The organism is Paralysiella testudinis, assembly GCF_016894345.1.
Taxonomy (GTDB): Bacteria; Pseudomonadota; Gammaproteobacteria; order Burkholderiales; family Neisseriaceae; genus Paralysiella; species Paralysiella testudinis.
Genome location: NZ_CP069798.1, coordinates 433,293 through 450,373 on the forward strand (window position 1 = coordinate 433,293; position 17,081 = coordinate 450,373).

At 54.1% G+C, this 17,081-nt stretch carries 17 protein-coding genes; 9 read left to right on the plus strand and 8 right to left on the minus strand.

Translation table 11 applies throughout. The annotated features are described in order from the left end of the window. Window positions 1-40: 40 nt before the first annotated feature. From JQU52_RS02360 to bioH, 3 genes are all read right to left on the minus strand, one after another. On the minus strand, window positions 41-940 hold the full coding sequence (locus JQU52_RS02360) for a patatin-like phospholipase family protein (protein WP_230339569.1): 900 nt from the start codon (window positions 938-940) through the stop codon (window positions 41-43). Window positions 941-1,023: 83 nt separating this feature from the next. Next, window positions 1,024-1,818, minus strand: coding sequence for a class I SAM-dependent methyltransferase (locus tag JQU52_RS02365; protein ID WP_230339570.1), 795 nt, complete (start codon window positions 1,816-1,818; stop codon window positions 1,024-1,026). After that, window positions 1,815-2,567 (minus strand): pimeloyl-ACP methyl ester esterase BioH, encoded by a 753-nt coding sequence (bioH, locus tag JQU52_RS02370; RefSeq protein ID WP_230339571.1) that lies wholly within the window; start codon window positions 2,565-2,567, stop codon window positions 1,815-1,817. The genes JQU52_RS02365 and bioH overlap by 4 nt, the downstream gene beginning before the upstream one ends. Between bioH and JQU52_RS02375 the strand changes: the two genes are divergently transcribed. The 5 genes from JQU52_RS02375 (at window position 2,566) to JQU52_RS02395 (ending at window position 6,195) form a co-directional block, all read left to right on the plus strand. Then, window positions 2,566-3,285: a ComF family protein gene (locus JQU52_RS02375; protein ID WP_230339572.1), complete on the plus strand. Its 720-nt coding sequence runs from the start codon at window positions 2,566-2,568 to the stop codon at window positions 3,283-3,285. The genes bioH and JQU52_RS02375 overlap by 2 nt on opposite strands. Window positions 3,286-3,346: 61 nt before the next feature. Next, complete coding sequence (locus JQU52_RS02380; RefSeq protein WP_230339573.1) at window positions 3,347-3,811, plus strand: tRNA (cytidine(34)-2'-O)-methyltransferase; 465 nt, start codon at window positions 3,347-3,349, stop codon at window positions 3,809-3,811. Between the two features lie 65 nt (window positions 3,812-3,876). After that, window positions 3,877-4,647: a septal ring lytic transglycosylase RlpA family protein gene (locus tag JQU52_RS02385; protein ID WP_379061960.1), complete on the plus strand. Its 771-nt coding sequence runs from the start codon at window positions 3,877-3,879 to the stop codon at window positions 4,645-4,647. Between the two features lie 187 nt (window positions 4,648-4,834). After that, entirely contained in the window at window positions 4,835-5,422 is a 588-nt protein-coding gene (ruvA, locus tag JQU52_RS02390) for a Holliday junction branch migration protein RuvA (RefSeq protein WP_230339574.1), read from the plus strand. 221 nt (window positions 5,423-5,643) lie between these two features. Beyond that, window positions 5,644-6,195 carry a 5' nucleotidase, NT5C type gene (locus JQU52_RS02395; protein ID WP_230339575.1) on the plus strand — a complete coding sequence of 184 codons (552 nt, stop codon included), beginning with the start codon at window positions 5,644-5,646 and terminating at the stop codon, window positions 6,193-6,195. A 51-nt stretch (window positions 6,196-6,246) separates the two neighbouring features. Here JQU52_RS02395 and JQU52_RS02400 read toward each other — a convergent pair whose 3' ends face one another. Continuing rightward, entirely contained in the window at window positions 6,247-6,582 is a 336-nt protein-coding gene (locus JQU52_RS02400; RefSeq protein WP_230338027.1) for a transposase, read from the minus strand. A gap of 20 nt (window positions 6,583-6,602) precedes the next feature. Beyond that, entirely contained in the window at window positions 6,603-7,250 is a 648-nt protein-coding gene (locus tag JQU52_RS02405) for an IS110 family transposase (RefSeq protein ID WP_230339576.1), read from the minus strand. A 420-nt stretch (window positions 7,251-7,670) separates the two neighbouring features. On the opposite strand from JQU52_RS02405, the gene JQU52_RS02410 reads away from it, so the two are divergent. Beyond that, window positions 7,671-9,515 (plus strand): ABC transporter ATP-binding protein, encoded by a 1,845-nt coding sequence (locus tag JQU52_RS02410; RefSeq protein WP_230339577.1) that lies wholly within the window; start codon window positions 7,671-7,673, stop codon window positions 9,513-9,515. A 241-nt stretch (window positions 9,516-9,756) separates the two neighbouring features. Here JQU52_RS02410 and JQU52_RS02415 read toward each other — a convergent pair whose 3' ends face one another. Then, window positions 9,757-10,350 (minus strand): uracil-DNA glycosylase family protein, encoded by a 594-nt coding sequence (locus tag JQU52_RS02415; protein WP_230339578.1) that lies wholly within the window; start codon window positions 10,348-10,350, stop codon window positions 9,757-9,759. 128 nt (window positions 10,351-10,478) lie between these two features. Between JQU52_RS02415 and JQU52_RS02420 the strand changes: the two genes are divergently transcribed. Next, window positions 10,479-11,360 (plus strand): IS982 family transposase, encoded by an 882-nt coding sequence (locus tag JQU52_RS02420; RefSeq protein WP_230339498.1) that lies wholly within the window; start codon window positions 10,479-10,481, stop codon window positions 11,358-11,360. A 671-nt stretch (window positions 11,361-12,031) separates the two neighbouring features. Here JQU52_RS02420 and JQU52_RS02425 read toward each other — a convergent pair. Further along, entirely contained in the window at window positions 12,032-12,955 is a 924-nt protein-coding gene (locus JQU52_RS02425; protein ID WP_230339579.1) for an Abi family protein, read from the minus strand. 79 nt (window positions 12,956-13,034) lie between these two features. Continuing rightward, entirely contained in the window at window positions 13,035-15,323 is a 2,289-nt protein-coding gene (locus tag JQU52_RS02430) for a Tex family protein (RefSeq protein ID WP_230339580.1), read from the minus strand. Between the two features lie 226 nt (window positions 15,324-15,549). Between JQU52_RS02430 and fabI the strand changes: the two genes are divergently transcribed. Together fabI and JQU52_RS02440 are read left to right on the plus strand one after the other, a co-directional pair. Further along, window positions 15,550-16,320 (plus strand): enoyl-ACP reductase FabI, encoded by a 771-nt coding sequence (gene fabI / locus JQU52_RS02435; RefSeq protein ID WP_230339581.1) that lies wholly within the window; start codon window positions 15,550-15,552, stop codon window positions 16,318-16,320. A 267-nt stretch (window positions 16,321-16,587) separates the two neighbouring features. Then, complete coding sequence (locus JQU52_RS02440; protein ID WP_230339582.1) at window positions 16,588-17,067, plus strand: MaoC/PaaZ C-terminal domain-containing protein; 480 nt, start codon at window positions 16,588-16,590, stop codon at window positions 17,065-17,067. Window positions 17,068-17,081 lie beyond the last annotated feature (14 nt).

A 17,081-nucleotide genomic window follows, 5' to 3' on the forward strand; every position in this document is an offset into this window, starting at 1 on the left:
ATTGGTATTATTTTTTAGAATTGGTAATAAGTTGCGTATTTCAACGGTATTTCGCCAGCGCTGCACGGATTTGCGGCAGGGCGGCGCGGGCGGCTTGTTCGCCCAGCTGGATGGCTTGTGCTTTTTCGTCAAAGCCGCCCACGGCGCCCAAGCGCTGCACTTGCGGTTTGATGACCACATCGGCCTTGCTCAATTCGCTGTTTAATGCCGCCGCGCTCATGATGTTGAGGCTTTGATCCAAATAGGCCAAAAAGCCACCGCTGCCCAGCTTGGCCGGACGGGCGGAAATATCGACTGCAATCACCACATTGGCGCCCATATTGCGCGCTGCCGTTACCGGCACCGGCGCCACCAAGCCACCATCAACATAACGCTTGCCGTTAATCACGGTGGGCTGGAATACATTGGGAATGCTCACCGAAGCGCGCACGGCCTGCCCTGCATTGCCGTAGTTAAACGCGGCCATGCGCCCGGTGCCGAATTCGGTGGCCACGGCGGCAAATTTTTTCGGGAACTGTTGGATTTGGCGGTTGCGCACTTTCTGGTTGATAAAGTCTTGCAGCTTGTCGCCTTTGATAAAGCCGCTGGTGGAGAGCGTTAAATCCACCACATCGGTTTTTTGCAGGATTTCCGCTTCCAGCTCCAGCCGGTCCGGGCTCATGCCCGAAGCGTAGAGGCTGCCCACCACCGCCCCGGCGCTGGTGCCGGTAACGATGTCCACCGGAATGCGGTTTTCCTGCAATACTTTTAATACGCCGATATGGGCAAAGCCTTTGGATGCGCCGCCGCCCAAGGCCAGTGCCACCACGGCCTTGGGTTTGGCGGGTGCTGCGGGCGGGCTGCTTTTGCCCAAGCCTAAGCTGCCGCAACCGGACAATAATAAGCCGGCGGCGGCCAACAGCAGTGCGGCGCGGCGGGTAATGGTGTTGGTTTGAAACATAGGGATTCCTTAAATTATGAGCGGTTTTTTAATGTTTTTAGGCTACCTGAAAGCATTGGCGGTCGGATGCCTGAATTGTTAACTTAAACCCGCCGCTGCGGATAAAACTGCACCAAGGCCGCGTTTTCAGGCAGCTTTAGTTTTTTGAGCGCATGGCCGTACACCAGCTCTAAGGTGATGTCGCGCAATTCGCCGCTGGCCCAGCCTTGTTGCAGGGCGGCTTCGGCGGCGGCTTCATCGGCCAGTTGCAAGCTCGCCCACAGGCCGCACACGCGCATATCGGCCACAAAACCGGCGGCGCTGGCGTATTGCAGGGTACGTTTTTCCATGTCCATCACCGGGTCGTAAAAGCCGTGGTGAAACAGCATATCGCCGATATCGTGCATGTCCGGCAGCAATGGCGCGGCCACCTCAATGCCGTGGGCACGCCAATAGGCCAACACTTCTTTAAGGCTGTCGGGGCCGAAATGGGTAAAAAACAGCAGGCCGTCGGGCTTGAGCGCTGCTGCCCAATTTTCAAATACCGCCACCGGGTCGGGCTGCGCCACCAGGCTTAAATTGGCCCACAGCATATCGGCGGCTTCGTTTTCAGGCAGCCTGTGGCTGGCGTGCTGCGGCGGCAATTTACCGCTGAGTTTTTGCCACAGGTTTTGCTGCTGTTTGCGCTGTGCCAAGGCTGCCTGAAGGTATTCGGCACGGCCGTCGTATTCGGCAAACTGCGCTTGCGGATAGCGGGCGTGTAGTAAGGTGTGGCTGTGGTTGCCGTCGGCACCGGCCAGAATAATCTGTTGCGGCACCGCTTTGATGGCCGGCAAACGTTCGTCGAGCGTGGTGGCCAAATGTTGGTGCAAAAACCAGTCGTTGTTGCTTAGTGTCATGGATGGGTATGCCAGAATTGGGTGAGCAGCGCGCTAAATTCGGCCGGATGGCTTAAAAACGGTGCGTGAGCGGCTTGATGGATGATTTCCAAACGGCTGTGGTGCAAATGGCGGTGTAGGTATGCGCCCATGCGCGGCGGGGTGATGCTGTCTTTATCGCCATACACCAGCAGCACCGGGCAGTGAATCTGTGCCAGCAACGGGCGGGCGTCGGCTTCAGACAAGGCGTCCAGCGCCGCCGCCAGCGCCACCGGTGCGCCGTATTGGGTGAGCTGCGGCATTACTTCGGCCAGCCGTTCGCGCCGTTGCGGCACATACAGCAGTTGCAGCTCGATAAATTGGCGCAGGTATTTATGGTAATCTTGGCCAAACAAGGCCAGCATTTTCGCCAGCGCCGGTTGGCTTAAGCCTTCGGGATAATCGGCAGCGGCTTGGAATTTGGCGAAGCTGGCGCACAAACACAAGGTTTGCACTTTTTCGGGATGGCGCGCCGCCAAATAAAGCGCCACCAAGCCGCCCAAAGACCAGCCCACCACATGCGCGGGCGCGTGAATTTCAGCGGCCAGTGCATCAGCAGTGGCCGCCAAATCAAAGTGGCCGTGAAACGCCGCCGCGCCGTGGCCGGGCAAATCCGGCGTATGCCACGCCGCGCGGATGGCCGCCGGCATGGTGTGGTGCAAAGGGTCGAACACATGGTGGTTGGCCGCCCAGCCGTGCAGCAAATACACCGGAGCAAAAGGATCGGACATGCAAACACCGCCTTCCTGGTTAGCAAAACTGGGGCACGCCGTGTGGGGCGCGCCGCGCTGCGTATTATGCCACGAAACCGCATCCGGGCACGACGGCCTGTGCCCGGGCTGCCGGCACGATTTGCGCCTGCTCTACACCGATGCGGCACACCGCTGCCCCACCTGCACCCGCTTTAGCCGCCATGCACATATTTGCGGCCACTGCCAGCAAAAACCGCCGCCATTGGCACGGCTGTTTACCGGCTGCGACTACAGCGCACCGCTCAAGCAAATGCTGCATGCTTTTAAACACCAGCGCCAAAGCAGCCTGCTGCCCGCCTTAAGCACCATCATGCTGCACCACCCGCCGCCGTGGCTGCCTGAAACCCCGATTGATGCGGTATTGGCCATGCCGCTGAGCGCACCGCGCTTGGCCGAGCGCGGTTTCAACCAAAGCCAGCTGCTCGCCCGGTGCATCGCCACGGCTTATGGCTGGCCATTGTTGGACAAAGGCGCGGTTTTGCGGCAACATCGCCCGCCGCAATCCACGCTGAGCCGCGACAAACGCCGCCAAAATGTGCGCGGCGTGTTTCGCGTGGCCGCCGATGTTAAGAACTGTAACCTGCTGTTAATCGACGACGTTGTGACCACCGGCGCAACAATTTATGAATTGGCGCAAAGCCTTAAGCGTGCTGGCGCGGCGGCGGTTTACGCGTGGGCGCTGGCGCATCCGCAATGAAAACCGTTTGACGCGCCCAAGCCTTTTTTGGCATAGTGCCACCCCTTAAGTGACTGATTTTATGTTTACTGTTGTTTTATACCAGCCGGAAATACCGCCCAACACAGGCAATATTATCCGCCTGTGCGCCAATACCGGCGCCGATTTGCACCTGGTCAAACCACTGGGCTTCCCCCTTGATTCGGCCAAAATGAAACGGGCAGGCTTGGATTACCACGAGTTTGCCCGGCTTACGGTGCACGAAAACTGGGCCGATTGCCTGGCTGCCCTGGCCGGACGCCGTATTTTTGCGCTCAGCACCAAAGGGCACACCCGGCCGGATCAAACCGCGTTTGTGGCGGGCGATGTTTTCTTATTCGGCCCGGAAACCCGCGGCCTGCCCGCCGAGCTGCTGAATAGCCTGCCTGCAGCGCAAAAACTGCGCCTGCCCATGGCGCCCGGCAGCAGAAGCATGAATCTGGCCAATACCGTGGCGGTGATGTTGTTTGAAGCATGGCGTCAGCACGATTTTGTGAATGGCGTATAAAACTTTTTAAAAGCCAAAGCCCGCCCACGGCACACACATGATTAACGCAAGAACTGGAGTCAAGTTTGACCAAAGCCAAGAATGTATTTTTTGTCGGCGTTACCGCCGCCATCGGTTTGTTTACCGGCCTGATGAGCCCGGCCGTGGCCGAAACCGCCAGATTAACCGCGCCGGTGTATCACGGTAACATCAATGCCACCCTCACCCCCAATGCCGCCGTTAAAGCAGAGCAACTGCACCGCTCGGCCAACCTCAGCTATAAGGTTGCCGGCACCCGCTACTACCCACTGCGTAAAGTGGCCGATTTCAGCCAAGAAGGCCGCGCCTCTTGGTATGGCCCTAAATTTCACGGCCGCAAAACCTCGTCGGGCGAACGCTACGACATGAACATGATGACCGCCGCCCATCCCACGCTGCCAATTCCCAGCTACGCCAAAGTCACCAATCTGGCCAACGGCAAAGAAGTGGTGGTGCGCATCAACGACCGCGGCCCCTTCCACGGCAACCGTGCGATTGACGTTTCCCGCGCCGCCGCCCAAAAACTGGGTTTTATCAACGCCGGCACCGCCCGCGTACGCATTGAGCAAATCGTGCCCGGCCAAACCCAGCAGGCACAAGCTGCTCGTGGCAATATCTATGTAGACTTGCAGCGCTTCAACAACCTGAAAGACGCGCAAACCTACTTAACCCAAACCAGCCGCCATCTGCAACAAGGCAGCGGCGAGCAAAAAGCCATTATGGTGAAACAAAAAGACGGCTACGTGGTGCGCATGGGCCCGTTCCAGCAGCAAGACCGTGCCAACAGTATGAAAGAAGCGGTACTCACCGCGCTGTAATACCAACTCTAAAAAATAACCTAACTGCGTTGGCTCGCCTTGTCGTACTACTTGTACTGTCTGCGGCTCGCCGCCTTGTTATCTTATTTTTTAGAATTGGTATAAGCACTGCACACCCGCACTGCCACAAAAGCCCGTGTTATCATACGCGGGCTTTTTTTACGCTGCCTGAAACACAAGGACAACCATGATCAGCCGCTTACACGGTTTGCTAATCGAAAAACAGCCGCCGCACATTGTGGTAGACGTGCACGGCGTGGGCTATGAAGTAGACGTGTCGATGCAAACCTTCTACGCCCTGCCCGCCCTCAACGAAACCGTGCGCCTCTACACCCAGCTGATTGTGCGCGAAGACGCCCATCTACTGTATGGCTTTGGCAGCAGCGCCGAGCGCGAAACCTTCCGCCAGCTGATTAAAGTATCCGGCATCGGCGCCAAAACCGCACTGGGCATTTTATCCGCCATGAGCAGCGACGAGCTGGCGCAAGCGATTGCCGCCGAAGACATCAAACGCCTCAGCGCCGCACCCGGCATCGGCAAGAAAACCGCCGAGCGCATGGTATTGGAATTGCGCGGCAAACTGAGCGGTGCCGGCGCCGACAACCTGTTTGCCGCCCCCGCCAACCACGCTGCCGACCACAGCGAAGACATCATCGGCACCTTGCTGGCACTGGGCTATACCGACCGCGAAGCCCGCGCCGCCGCCAAAGGGCTGCCTGAAGGCGTGGATGTAAGCGAAGGCGTACGCTTGGCCTTGAAAAGCATGGTGAAATAATTTCAGGCAGCCTTAGAGCCTGTTCACAATCTTTTTTGTAGCGGATTTTAGTGCAAAAACGGGTGCAGGCAAGGCAAAAAGCACAGCCAAAGCCAGCTTTGGCGCGCATTTTTAACGCAGCATGCGCCTGTTTATGTGCTGAAAGCAGCACAATAAAAGAGTGTGAACAGGCTCTTAGATAAGCCGAGACGTATCCGCCAATTACAAAACAAAGACACCTTATGCCATCCAAACCCCTATTGCTGATTGACCAAGACGGCGTATTGGCCGATTTCGACCAAGGCGTGCGCTTGGCTTGGCGCGCGCAATACCACAGCGAAGCGCCAATCGGCCCACGGCAGCACTTTTATCTGCGCGACGATATGGCGCCGCAATACCACCCGCAATTGCACGATATCTACACCCGCCCCGGCTTTTTCGCCACCCTGCCACCGATAGCCGGCGCCGTGGAAGCGCTACACACCTTGCTGGCGCACGGGCTCGATGTGCACATCTGCACCGCGCCCATCAGCAACTACCAAAACTGCGTGGCAGAAAAATTTATGTGGGTGGAGCAGCATTTGGGCCATGAATGGGTGAGCCGCATTATCCTCACCAAAGACAAAACTTGGGTGCGCGGTGATATTCTGATTGACGACAAACCGCAGATTTCAGGCAGCCTTACGCCCTTGTGGACGCAATGGCTGTACGATGCCCCCTACAACCGCCAATACCACGACCGCCGCCGCGTTTGCTGGCAAGACACCGCCAGCTGGGCGGATTTGTTGGCCTAAATTTGCTCATACCTTAAATTAACCCAACAGCCGTAGATACCATCTCTCGCATCAAGCCGCAATGGTTATTTTGGCCTGATATTCGCATTGGTGCTTCAACACACCAAAGCAAATCTGTACCAAGCGGCGCATCGCTGCGCCGATGGTCTGCATTTCCGTTTTGTTTCTGGCTTTCAGTCTGCGGTAATGCGCGTTAATATCCGGATTCCACGTTTTTGCAACCACCGCAGCCATATACAACTTAGCTCGTATGACCGAACTGCCCCGCTTGGAAAGCATGGCTTTGCCTTTGTGTTTGCCTGATTCCCGTTTTTTCGGCACCAATCCCAAATAGGCAGCCATTTGCGAGGCGGAGGTAAAATGTTTGCTATGATAGAGCGCAACCATGCGCAATGAAACCACTTCACCTACACCGGGTATGCTGCGCAGTAAAGCACGGTCTTTTTCAAATCAGGATGCCGGTCAATATGTTGTTCGATTTCCTGTGTGATGGTGCCGATCTGCTGCTTCAAATTGGTCTGCATGGTGCTGATGGACTGGCTGACCGCTTCGGGAACAGCGCTGAATCCGGCTTTCTCCATGCGGTTGTCTTCACGCTGCGGATCGCTTTGCAGCGCATCTAGACGGGCTAGTAGTGCGTTGAGCCGCTTGATGTGGGGTGCAGCAGGCTGCCATTGGCGTACTTTGTGGTGCATGAGGCGGTCAATACCGGCTCTGGCCAGTGACTGGCTATCAGCCTTATCGGTTTTGTGCAAGCTGTCGTATTTGGCATAATGGGCACTGTCGGCAGGATTAAGCAGATAAACGGCGATGCCTTTGTTATGCAGGTACTCTGCCAATGCTTCGTGGTAAACGCCGGTGGCTTCCATGAAAATTTTGAGTAGGCTTAAGTCTTCACCGATGTTTTTATACAGCCATTCTGTCAGTTGGTTAAAGCCTTGGAGGTGGTTTGGCAATGCTTTGGTTTTGATTTTACTGCTGCCAATGTCGCGGATAAGAGCACAATCTAATTTGTTTTTGCTGATGTCGATGCCCAATACTTGGAAGTTCATCATAATCTATCCTTATTTATGCAGTGTCTTGCGGGCGCTGCCGCGCACTTGGATACCATTCAGATTGTAGGATGAGGTGTATGGCAGTGTTATCTACATTTCAGTGTCGGGCACTTGGGTCGGATACAGTTTGCTGCCATACGGGGCGGGAATAATACGCGTTTTACTCACCGCTTGAGAGATACAAGGTCGGATTCTCGAATCCGACGTTTGGCCGGATAGGCCAAAACATAAGTATCTTGTTCTTTGAACCCGCGTCGGATTCAAGAATCCGACCTACGCCGATATAACAGCAAACCGCAATCAAGCTCTGCCAAGGCTACCTGAAAGCCCCAAAACACCACACACCAAACCCGCTTGCTTTAACTCCACCCCAGCCCCATATACCCGCCAAACCTCCATCTTATTTTGTTCGGAAACACCATGTTGCAACGCCTATTTTCGTGGTTTGAAAACCGCATCGACCCCTACCCCGACTCCGCACCCACCGCGCCGCGCAAAGGCCTGCTGCCGTTTATCTGGTCGTGCCTGCACGGCACCCGCGGCTGGCTGCTGGTGCTCACCATCCTTACCATCGGCTCCGGCATTTTAGAAGCGCTGATGTTCCAGTTTATGGGCAAGCTGGTGGACTGGATGAGCCAATACACCCCGGCAGAATTATGGAGCGAAAAAAGCGGCCTATTACTGGCCATGTTGGCGGCGCTGGCCGTGGGCGTGGTGTGGAATTTTGTCGGCTCCGCCGTGCGCCTGCAAACCCTGCAAGGCGTGTTTCCCATGCGCCTGCGCTGGAATTTCCACCGCCTGATGCTCGGCCAGAGCATGGGCTTTTACCAAGACGAATTTGCCGGGCGCGTGTCGGCCAAGGTAATGCAAACCGCGCTGGCGGTGCGCGACACCGTAATGACCGTGGCCGATATGCTGGTGTATGTGCTGGTGTATTTCATCACCTCCGGCATTATTTTGGTGAGCCTCGACGGCTGGCTGCTGCTGCCGTTTGTGCTGTGGATTGTGTTGTTTGTGGGCATGATGCGGCTGATGATTCCGCGCCTGGCGCAAACCGCCCAGCGCCAAGCCGACGCCCGCAGCCTGATGACCGGTCGCATCACCGACGCCTACGCCAACATCACCACCGTAAAGCTGTTTTCCCACGGCGCGCGCGAAGCGGCGTATGCCAAAAACTCAATGAAAGAATTTCTGGCCACCGTGCACGCACAAATGCGCTTGGCCACCTCGCTAGACGCGCTCAACTACACCATCAATATGCTGCTGATTATCAGCACCGCCGCCTTGGGCATCTGGCTGTGGAGCCATCAGCAAGTGGGCGTGGGCGCGATTGCCACCGCCACCGCCATGGCCTTGCGCATCAACGGCCTGTCGCACTGGATTATGTGGGAAAGCGCGCGCCTGTTTGAAAACATCGGCACCGTGCAAGACGGCATGAACACCTTGTCCAAACCGCACACCGTGCTCGACAGCCCCAACGCCACCCCGCTGGATGTGCGCCACGGCGACATCCGCTTTGAGCATGTCGACTTTGCCTACGATGCCGACAAACCGCTGCTGCACAACTTCAACCTGCACATCAAACCGGGTGAAAAAGTGGGCTTGGTGGGGCGCAGCGGCGCCGGTAAATCCACCCTCACCAACCTGCTGCTGCGCTTTTACGACGTGCAACACGGCGAAATCCTGATCGACGGCCAAAACATCCGCCACATCACCCAAGAAAGCCTGCGCGCGCAAATCGGCCTGGTTACCCAAGACACCTCGCTGCTGCACCGCTCCGTGCGCGACAACATCATCTACGGTCGCCCCGGCGCCACCGATGATGACATGCACACCGCCGCCCGCCGCGCCGCCGCCCACGAATTCATCCCCACCCTGCACGACGCCAAAGGCCGCAGCGGCTACGACGCCCACGTGGGCGAGCGCGGCATCAAGCTTTCCGGCGGCCAGCGCCAACGCATCGCCATCGCCCGCGTGATGCTCAAAGACGCCCCCATCCTGCTGCTCGACGAAGCCACCAGCGCACTGGATTCCGAAGTGGAAGCCGCCATCCAAGAAAACCTCACCGAGCTGATGCAGGGCAAAACCGTGGTGGCCATCGCCCACCGCCTCTCCACCATCGCCGCCATGGACAGATTGATTGTGATGGACCAAGGCCACATCGTCGAACAAGGCACCCACGCCGAGCTGCTGGCGCAAAAAGGCGTTTACGCCAAACTGTGGGCGCACCAAAGCGGCGGCTTCTTGGCCGAAGAAGCGCATTAAAGCACCGCACACGCAGCAAAAAGGCTGCCTGAAAGCATAAAAATACGCTTTCAGGCAGCCTTAAATCATCCCATTTAAACCAATTCTAAAAATAAACCATTTTAAAACTCATCCATCTCAATTGACGCATAGGATGCGCCTTGGCGCATCAAGTCTCAAAATTGCGAAAACCGATGCGCCAAGGCGCATCCTATGCCATATTTTGCGTATTTTAATTTAAGGTTATTTTTTAGAATTGGTATTAAACCAATAAACCGATTTCCCTAAAAAACCGCGCATAAGCCGCCGCCTTTTCCGCCAACGGCAAGGGATAAGCCCGCGACGACGACGGCAGCCGGTAAAGCCGCAAACGCCGCGCGGCAAATTCTGCTTCGCTATACGCGCCGATGGCGGGCTTGGCCGTTTGCGGCGGCATCAAGGATAACAAAGTATCCGTGGCCAGCTCGCCCGTGGTCATCACCACCTCGCAGTGCGGCATTGGCGCGAGCAGCGCCGCTAAATCCAGCGGCGTTACAATCTGCAAAAACTTGTCCGACGCATTGCCCTGCAAACGCACCACTTGATATGCCGTATCGCTGATGGCAATGCCTTTTTCATGCAAAAAATCCCGAATCAACCCTTCCTTAAACGCCTTGCCGCCCGCCGCAACGAAATAATCTTTATCTGCAAAAAACACCAGCCCGAAAATCCGCCACATATCGTTTTGAAAATTCGGATAATAAAAATCCATCTTCCACCGCGCACGCGGCGGCGGAAAGCTGCCCAGCATCAGCAGTTTGGCGTTGGGCGGGGCGAACGGAGCCAAAGGATGGGTTTCGATGGGGAAGTCGGGCATGTTATTTTCGGTTATAGGTTCAATTATTTACCCTGCTCTCAACTAAGAGCCGAACGTAGTTGCAAAAGAAAGGACATTGCTCTAAAACCTAAGTATTCGACCAAGAATCCACAGGTTAAGGAAGAACAATGTCCCAAGACGATTTTATCATCACCACCTATTTGCTCGTCGATAAATTTTATCGTCAAGTGGTGACAACAAAGCTGCGTAAGAAAGGCTTTGAACCGGCATTAAGCGATGTGGAAATCATCACCATCCAGATCGTGGGTGAGTTTATGGGTTTGAATGATGATAAAAAGATTTGGTACTTCTTTAAAAACAACTTATCAGACTGGTTTCCAAAATTGGGCTCATACGCTAACTTCTGTAAGCATTGCGCCAACCTTTGGCAGGTTCACCATAAGATTACCCAAAGTCTGGTGGTCCAATACAACACAGACCGGCAGTATTCGATAGACGGATTTCCCATACCTGTTTGTCGGTATGCCCGCGCCCATCGGCATCGGCGTTTCAAAGCTGATGCGGCATTTGGTTATTGTGCGTCAAAAGCCGAACGTTATTATGGCTTTAAAGGGCATATCGTAATCAACGCAACCGGCTTGATTACCAATTTAACATTTGCTGCGGCCAATGTGGATGAACGGGATATGGTTGCCGAGATAACTGACAATATCAAAGGATTGTTGATTGGCGATAAAGGCTATATTCGCCCGGATTTGAAAGAAGAGTTGGCAAGTAGAGACATTGATTTACAGACGCCGTTAAGAAAGAATATGGCGGATGTACGTTCGAAAGAGTGGGTTCAGTGGCTTTGCAAAAAGCGCAGAAAAGTAGAAACGGTGATTAGCCAACTTACCGAGCGTTTTAAAATCAATGCGGTAAAAGTAAAAGATCTTTGGCATTTGAGCCACCGGGTGATACGCAAAGTATTGGCGCATACGGTGTGTGTGGTGATATGCCAATTGGCAGGAAAGCCTTCGCTTCAATTGGAGTGGATTCAGGAAAGTTGAGAGCGGGGTATTATTTGATAAACGATACACCACGGAAAGGGTGCACGCGGTAGCTGGTGCGATAATCATGAGCGGGGAATAATGCTGTAACCTCCTCTACACCTCGCATCCGCCTTTGGTTTGAACTTGTAAGTATTCCTTACAAGTTACGGTCTCATCGATTTCTGCTTGTGTGAGCCAAAGCCAGCTGCCTAATTCAGAAGCTTGACCCTCTGAAGTGGTGTAGAGGATTAGGGTGTCGATCATATTCAGCTTTCTTTTCAGACGGCCTGTTTGCTTAAACGTCATACACGAGCGGATAAGTTATAATTTTATGTTTTAAAACCGATTTTTTTAACACGAGCAATTATGAAGTGATTGATGCCGTCTGAAACCTTTCAAACGGCATTGTCGTTCCATCACCATTTCAACTTCGCAAACGCATCCACCATCGCCGAATTCAGACGGCTACCTGAAAATAGGCAGAAGCTTAGCCATCAGCAGTTAAAATAAATAATTTATTGATTTTATTATAAATATAAATTTAAAAACATTCCTTAATGAAGTTTTCTATCCACCTTGTCGTCTTGACAGTTATTACTGATGCTAATATACTTCGTCTCAATAACTCCCCCGGCACTGCCAACCTATTGGGTTGGAACAACAGAGCCGGGGGCTTTCTTTTGCGTGTTTTACACACCTTTTTGCCATAATTCCCATACTCGCGGGTTGTGAACCACCCCCATTTGCTGCAAGCTGACGGCACCATTTTCCACTTCGGGAAACTCGTCCAATGTGGCTAAAAACCGTTCTCCCCATGTAGAGTTTGGACAGATAATATCCAGCATCCGCTTCATCAGGCAAAAATACAGATAAGAATCATCTACCGATAAGTTTTTCCACTCTGCATCCTTCAAACCTTTCATGTTAGCCTTGAATACAATCGGTTTGTTCCATAAACGGCTGTGATGTGCCGAGATGTTGCGGATAAAGTTGAAAGCGTGCAAATGCGTTTGCAGATGTTGTCCGTGTTGCAAATGATACAATTTGGCAATACGGTCTTTGTCTTTGCTTAACATCCCCTGAAAAAGCTTAGACATCGTACCGAAATCCCACACCTCACAGCCAGCCCAAATCGGCAGGTCGGTGTAATTTTTGAAATGATGCTGAATCAGCGCACTTTTACTTTCCCTGTTTACCTGCTGTTCATACCTTCTCAGCCATTCATCATGTTGAAAGCTTTGATTAAAATATTGAGCGTTTTTATAAGCGATAGGGCTGTATTGACCCAATAAATACGCAATATTAACGCGCAAGGCAATTTCAATTCTTTCTAAGGCATCCAATGCCAACTGTCGCAATTTTTTATCGAAAACGTACAGTTGTTTGACATCTTCAAATCGGCTGCCAGCAATAAATTCATCTCTTCGGCTTTTTTCCCGTTGCGGATCTATTTGACGGAATGCATATAAATAGCCGCTCAAGCGATAATAACCAATGCTCTTCAAATAGCCTAACGCCAGCTTTTCATCATGAATATGCAGCCCTCTGTCTTGCAGTAAAGCCAATTGCTCATCAAAGCTTTTCCAGACTTTAGGCACTCTTTTTTCTGTCATATTTATATTTTTCGATTATAAAGGCATGAAAGCATAGACTTTATCATATCTACACTTTCAGACGGCCATTGTTGTGCCATCACCGCTTCAACTTCGCAAACGCATCCGCCATCGCCGAATTGCCCTGTGCTTGCTCGCGCTGTGCGCCGCGTTGGGGGCGGTTGTCTTTGCGGGTGTTGTTTTCAGACGGCCTGTCGCGTTTAACGGCGCTGCCGGGTTCGTCGTCCAGCCGCATGGTCAGCGCGATGCGTTTGCGCGCGGCGTCGACTTCCATCACTTTTACTTTCACCACGTCGCCCGCTTTCACCACTTCGCGCGGGTCTTGCACGAATTTGTTGGCCAGCGCAGAGATGTGTACCAAGCCGTCTTGGTGTACGCCGATGTCGACAAAGGCGCCGAAGTTGGCCACGTTGCTCACCACGCCTTCGAGAATCATGCCAAGCTGCAAATCTTTGATTTCGTTTACGCCTTCGGTGAAAGTGGCGGTTTGAAATTCGCCGCGCGGGTCGCGGCCGGGTTTTTCGAGTTCGGCGAGGATGTCGAGAATGGTGGGCAGGCCGAATTGCTCGTTGGTGTATTGGGTGGGTTTGATTTGTTTGATTTTGTCGCGGTTGCCGATTAAATCGCTGGCTTTGATGTGGTTGTCGGCCAGCATTTGCGCCACGATGGGATAGGCTTCGGGGTGTACGGCGCTGGCATCGAGCGGCTCTTTGCCGCCCTGAATGCGCAAGAATCCGGCGGCTTGTTCGTAGGTTTTGTCGCCCAAGCGCGGCACTTTGAGCAGGGCTTTGCGGCTGGGGAAGGCGCCGTTGTCGTTGCGGTATTGCACGATGTTGTGCGCCAGCGTTTGATTGAGGCCGGAGATGCGCGCCAGTAGCGGCGCGGAAGCGGTGTTTACGTCCACGCCCACGGCGTTAACGCAATCTTCCACCACGGCATCGAGCGATTTGGCGAGCTGGCTTTGGTTCACGTCGTGCTGGTATTGGCCCACACCGATGGATTTGGGATCGATTTTTACAAGCTCGGCCAGCGGGTCTTGCAGGCGGCGGGCGATGGACACCGCGCCGCGTAGGGAAACATCGAGCTCGGGGAATTCTTTGGCCGCCAATTCGGAGGCGGAATAAATCGAGGCGCCGGCTTCGCTCACCACGATTTTGTGCAATTTCATTTCAGGCAGCCCTTTTACCAATTCACCGGCGAGTTTGTCGGTTTCGCGGCTACCGGTGCCGTTGCCGATGGCAATCAGTTTGACGCTGTGTTTTTTGATGATGCCAGCCAAAGTGGCCAACATATTGTTTTCTTGGTGCAAATACACAATTACGGTGTCGAGCAGTTTGCCGGTGTCGTCTACCACCGCGCATTTCACGCCGTTGCGGTAGCCGGGATCGAGGCCGAGGGTGGTGAGGCGGCCGGCGGGTGCGGCGAGCAATAAGTCTTTGAGGTTGCGGGCGAACACGGTGATGGCGTCGGTATCAGCGGCTTCTTTGAGGCGGTTGAAGGCGTCCAACTCCAGCGACAAGAAGATTTTGGCGCGCCAAGTGAGGCGCACGGTGTCGCGCAGCCATTTATCGGCGGCGCGGCCTTGGTCGGCGATGTTGAATTGCTTGGCAATGGCTTGCTCGTATTCGCTTTGCTCGGTAATCGGGGTGTCGTCGGGCTGGTATTTTAAGGCTGCCTGAAGGATGTTTTCATTGCGCCCGCGCAAAACGGCTAAGGCGCGGTGGCTGGGCATGGTGCGCACGGGCTCGCGGTGGTCGAAATAATCTTTGAATTTTTCGCCCGCAGCTTCTTGCCCGGCAATCACTTGGGCGTGAATTTCGGCTTCGCGCCACAGTTTTTCACGCAGGCGGCCGATTAGCTCGGCATCTTCGGCAAACTGCTCCATCAATATGGCGCGTGCGCCGTCGAGCGCGGCTTTGGTGTCGACCACGTTTTCGTTCAGGTAGCCTTGGGCGGCGGTTTCGGGATTTTCAGACGGCGTGCTCAGCAATAATTCGGCCAAGGGCTGCAAGCCGTTTTCGCGCGCGATTTGCGCTTTGGTGCGGCGCTTGGGCTTGTAGGGCAGGTATAAATCTTCGAGCGTGGTTTTGTTGTCGGCGGCGTCGATTTGCGCTTTTAATTCATCGGTGAGCTTGCCTTGTTCTTCGATGCTTTTGAGTACGGTGGCTTTGCGATCGGCCAGCTCGCGCAGGTATTGCAGGCGCTCGGCCAGGGTGCGCAATTGGCTGTCGTCTAACCCGCCGGTGGCTTCTTTGCGGTAGCGGGCGATAAAGGGCACGGTGGCGCCTTCATCCAACAAAGCCACAGCGGCTTCTACTTGGGCGGCGGTGGCGTTTAATTCGGCGGCGATGGTTTGCGTGATGTTCATGCGTGTCTACAATGCTAAAAAGGCAAAGGCGAAGCATAGCTGCCGCGGCCGGGTTTGTCACCCGCCGCCATTGGCCAAGGCATCAGCCTTATTTAAATAAAATATTGTTTTTCATTCTTTATTTATTCTAAATCGGCTTTTTCGCAGCCATGTCATGTGTTTTTTACATTTATGCGGTATCATGTAGCCTATTGTGCACTGCACCATTTTTTCGGAGAACACACACATGAATCCCGTATTCCAACTAAGCGGCAAACGCGGCCTGATTGTGGGCTTGGCCAACGACTTAAGCATTGCCTATGGCTGCGCCCGCATGGCGGTACAGCAAGGCGCCAGCGTGGTGACCAGCTGCGCCAATGAAAAAGCGCTGAAATACGTGCAACCGCTCACCGATGAGCTGGGCGTTACCCTGCACACTTGTAATGTGGAAGAAGAAGGCCAGCTGGAAGCACTGGTGGAAAAAGCCGTGGCCGAATTGGGCGGTTTGGATTTTGTGGTGCATTCGATTGCTTGGGCGCCCTTGGCCGACTTGCACGGCAAAACCATCAATTCTTCTTCCGACGGCTTTGCCCGCGCCATGGACGTATCCTGCCACTCGTTTGCCCGCTTGGCCAAATTGGCCGCGCCGCACATGAACCAAGGCGGCACCATGGTGACCATGTCTTATCTGGGTGCCAGCGAAGCAGTGCCCAACTACGGCATTATGGGCCCGGTAAAAGCGGCGCTGGAATCGCTGGTGCGCTATATGGCGCTGGAATTGGGCGAGAAAAACATCCGCGTACACGCCATTTCCCCCGGCCCCATCCTCACCCGCGCTGCGTCCGGCATCAGCCAGTTTGACGAATTGATGCAGCACGCCATCGACAAATCACCACTGCACCGCTTGGTAACGCTAGACGAAATCGCCGCACTCAACACCTTTTTGATTACCGATGCCGCCAGCGGCATGACCGGCCAAACCCTGTATGTGGATGCTGGCTGCCATATGGCGGCTTAATAGCAAAGCTGCATAACGGTTTGAAATTCAGTTAAGGTTAAGGCTGCCTGAAAACAAAGCTGCTTAAAATGCTTCAGGCAGCCTCCAACAACGCCAGCGCAAAGAAAATCAATAAATCATACAAGGCGGAACAGATTTACTCGGTGCTTCAGCACCTTAGTAAATCGTTCTCTTTGAGCTGAGCCGCAGGCAGTATACCTATACAGCAAGGCGAGCCAACACCGTAGGATTATTGAGTTTCTTGGCGATAAACAAAGGATAAAAAAAATGAGCACCATCATCAGCAACATCCCCTACACCGAACTAACCATCGGCCAATCGGCCAGCATGAGCCGCACCGTGAGCGCAGAAGACATCGCGCTCTTTGCCGCCGCCAGCCACGACACCAATCCCGCCCATCTGGATGCCGGCTACGCCGCCGAAACCCAATTCAAGCACGTGATTATGCACGGCATCTGGTCGGCCGGGCTGATTTCCGCCGTTATCGGCACCAAGCTGCCGGGCATGGGCACCATTTATCTGGGGCAAGACTTACAGTTCCGCCGCCCGGTGTATATTGGCGACACCATCACCGCCACTCTTACCGTGGCCGAAAAAAACGATGCCAAAAAATGGGTAACACTCGATTGCGTGGTCACCAACCAAAATGGCGACAAAGTGGTGGTGGGTAAAGCCAATGTACTGGCACCCAGTGAAAAAATTAGCCGAGAAGCCATTGCCGTGCCGCAAGTAAATTTAAAATCCTAAACCATTAAGGAAAC

Excerpts from the sequence above, each read along its gene's own strand:
- JQU52_RS02360 (WP_230339569.1), bottom strand. The coding sequence starts at position 940 with ATGTTTCAAACCAACACCATTACCCGCCGCGCCGCACTGCTGTTGGCC.
- JQU52_RS02405 (WP_230339576.1), bottom strand. The coding sequence starts at position 7,250 with ATGATGAACTTCCAAGTATTGGGCATCGACATCAGCAAAAACAAATTA.
- JQU52_RS02415 (WP_230339578.1), bottom strand. The coding sequence starts at position 10,350 with ATGCCCGACTTCCCCATCGAAACCCATCCTTTGGCTCCGTTCGCCCCG.
- JQU52_RS02400 (WP_230338027.1), bottom strand. The coding sequence starts at position 6,582 with ATGGTTGCGCTCTATCATAGCAAACATTTTACCTCCGCCTCGCAAATG.
- JQU52_RS02440 (WP_230339582.1), top strand. The coding sequence starts at position 16,588 with ATGAGCACCATCATCAGCAACATCCCCTACACCGAACTAACCATCGGC.
- JQU52_RS02420 (WP_230339498.1), top strand. The coding sequence starts at position 10,479 with ATGTCCCAAGACGATTTTATCATCACCACCTATTTGCTCGTCGATAAA.
- JQU52_RS02375 (WP_230339572.1), top strand. The coding sequence starts at position 2,566 with ATGCAAACACCGCCTTCCTGGTTAGCAAAACTGGGGCACGCCGTGTGG.
- bioH (WP_230339571.1), bottom strand. The coding sequence starts at position 2,567 with ATGTCCGATCCTTTTGCTCCGGTGTATTTGCTGCACGGCTGGGCGGCC.
- JQU52_RS02410 (WP_230339577.1), top strand. The coding sequence starts at position 7,671 with ATGTTGCAACGCCTATTTTCGTGGTTTGAAAACCGCATCGACCCCTAC.
- JQU52_RS02425 (WP_230339579.1), bottom strand. The coding sequence starts at position 12,955 with ATGACAGAAAAAAGAGTGCCTAAAGTCTGGAAAAGCTTTGATGAGCAA.
- fabI (WP_230339581.1), top strand. The coding sequence starts at position 15,550 with ATGAATCCCGTATTCCAACTAAGCGGCAAACGCGGCCTGATTGTGGGC.
- JQU52_RS02430 (WP_230339580.1), bottom strand. The coding sequence starts at position 15,323 with ATGAACATCACGCAAACCATCGCCGCCGAATTAAACGCCACCGCCGCC.
- JQU52_RS02380 (WP_230339573.1), top strand. The coding sequence starts at position 3,347 with ATGTTTACTGTTGTTTTATACCAGCCGGAAATACCGCCCAACACAGGC.
- JQU52_RS02365 (WP_230339570.1), bottom strand. The coding sequence starts at position 1,818 with ATGACACTAAGCAACAACGACTGGTTTTTGCACCAACATTTGGCCACC.
- JQU52_RS02395 (WP_230339575.1), top strand. The coding sequence starts at position 5,644 with ATGCCATCCAAACCCCTATTGCTGATTGACCAAGACGGCGTATTGGCC.
- ruvA (WP_230339574.1), top strand. The coding sequence starts at position 4,835 with ATGATCAGCCGCTTACACGGTTTGCTAATCGAAAAACAGCCGCCGCAC.